This window comes from Paenibacillus nuruki (genome assembly GCF_001721045.1).
Taxonomy (GTDB): Bacteria; Bacillota; Bacilli; order Paenibacillales; family Paenibacillaceae; genus Saccharibacillus; species Saccharibacillus nuruki.
In genome coordinates, this window is the sequence record NZ_MDER01000003.1 from 1 (window position 1) to 1,969 (window position 1,969).

3 protein-coding genes are annotated in these 1,969 nt (G+C 28.5%); 2 read left to right on the forward strand and 1 reads right to left on the reverse strand.

Going from position 1 to position 1,969, the window contains the following annotated elements; translation table 11 throughout:
- The first annotated feature begins 140 nt into the window (after window positions 1–140).
- Entirely contained in the window at window positions 141–761 is a 621-nt protein-coding gene (locus tag PTI45_RS01090) for a hypothetical protein (protein ID WP_069325709.1), read from the forward strand.
- Between the two features lie 386 nt (window positions 762–1,147).
- Here the strand turns inward: PTI45_RS01090 and PTI45_RS23980 are convergent, their stop codons facing one another.
- Window positions 1,148–1,342, reverse strand: coding sequence for a hypothetical protein (locus PTI45_RS23980; RefSeq protein ID WP_069325710.1), 195 nt, complete (start codon window positions 1,340–1,342; stop codon window positions 1,148–1,150).
- 250 nt (window positions 1,343–1,592) lie between these two features.
- Here PTI45_RS23980 and PTI45_RS01100 point away from each other — a divergent pair.
- Window positions 1,593–1,969, forward strand: a 377-nt coding sequence (locus PTI45_RS01100; protein WP_139129193.1) for an AbiU2 domain-containing protein, incomplete at its 3' end; no start/stop codon positions are given.

Here is a 1,969-nt window from a genome sequence, read left to right on the forward strand (position 1 = left end):
AAATACTATTATTTATTATTAGCTATTCAAACTAGACTAGATAAATTCAACTAATTTATTCAACAGCTATCGATTCTACTTTACTATGTATCTAGTAGACTCTATTTTTGACTAAGTAATAAATATGAAGGGAGACAGATATGTTATTATGTCGTTCTAAGAAAGTAAGAGAGGATCTTATTAAAAGGTATTCTATTTTACCTATTGCACACGTAAAGCTTTTGAAGGGACAAGAACGAAAAAGTTGTACTGGAAATCTACTTACTGATAGTTACTATGTATTTAGTTATCAGAAAGATGGAGAATCCAAAAGTTTTCTATGTGGTATCCATGCAGCGTATCATTTTCTTGAGCTAATCAAGCATCCTAAACTACCATTATTTGATCCTCTTTCTAGAAATCAAGATAGTAGTTCAATCAATAAAAACATTGAAAATTATACCGATCAAAATAAACAATGGCATCCAGCAGCTAAACAGCTATATAATGCTATTCATTTATTGATCATTTGCTGGAAAATTGAACCTAAGGCAGCATTAAAAGATATTAAATCTAAACTAGAAAAAACAATGGAGAATGAACCGGATATTAGATTAGTAAAAGCAATTAATACTATTATTTCTAGAGATATATCTAAACGAACAATACAAGAAATGATTCAAGAATTGAGAGTCGAAAATGAGAATATGCGTACATTCCATTTTGATTTACTAACGGAGTTGCTACTAAAGAATAAAATAGAACAGAGCTTTTATGAATGAGTGTTGAATTGAGAGAAATATATTTTATTACTTTTCAAGTGAAAGATTAATAAATATTTTGGTTTCATTCATTTATGAAATTATAAATTTACCTAGGATTGGAGATGAAGATTTAACAAGTGCTGTATTTCCAAAATATGAACCAGAATGTATAGAATTAAAGTTCGGAAGTAGTATCTATATTGTTAAACTCAAATTGTTAAAAATTTTCATTGTTAATTCTGGGAGTTTAGAGAACTCTAATTACGAATGGTCAATTCTAAAACTGTAAACCTTAGATCTTGTGCCTTCTGAAGTTTATAATAATTTAACAGGCAACTATGAATCACTGTTAAGATTACCAAACTGGAAAATTTTTGATCAAAAATGCGGTGATGTTAGGTATTTTAGTTATACTCCTGATAGGGAGGATAAACTACTTCCATCTGATACAGTTCATATTCATCGATAATTTGAAGGTGGAGACTTTTATATAACATTTGGTTTTCCTCAAAACCGTCGTAATAAAATACTTGATGAATATATCTATAAAGTTTCTGATCTAAAACTGCTTGAGCTGTTGGGAAAATTGGCACATCCAAGTAGAAAATAAAAAATCTCTTCGTTTGATTTTTATTTTCAATAATAGGATATTGAAATTTATTTAAATCGGTTAGGAGATATTAAAATGGAAATAGAATACAATAAAGAAGAAATGAAAGAGTTCGTGGAGCAATTATTCTTAGAAATTAAGTATGCACATGACAATTTTTTATTTATACATATCTCCGTAACCGTTTTGTAGATTCTCCTCAAACACAAGAAATTTCAAGTTCATTTTTTGCCTTATCTATGGACTCGTTACAAAATGACGCTATTATTAGAACAGCAAAATTGTTTGATAAAGGGCATAAAAGCTATGGTACACTTTATAAATTATTAAATCTTATGGAGGCTCATTTAGATCAGTTTGGTACAGTGAAAGATAAGTTAGCTTCACATAAAATATACTATCAAAATCAAGAAGTGCTCATAAATAACTTATTAATTTGGAGAGATAAACACTTTGCTCATCCGGATAAGAAATATTTTTTGGATAAAAATCGTATTAATTTAGCAGAACATGCTCCAATGCTTGTTGGAGATTTACCAAAACTTTTAAAAACTTCAGCAGAAATATTAAATTTCTATTCTTCTAAATTATTCAGAATTATCCACTTCTTTGAGGA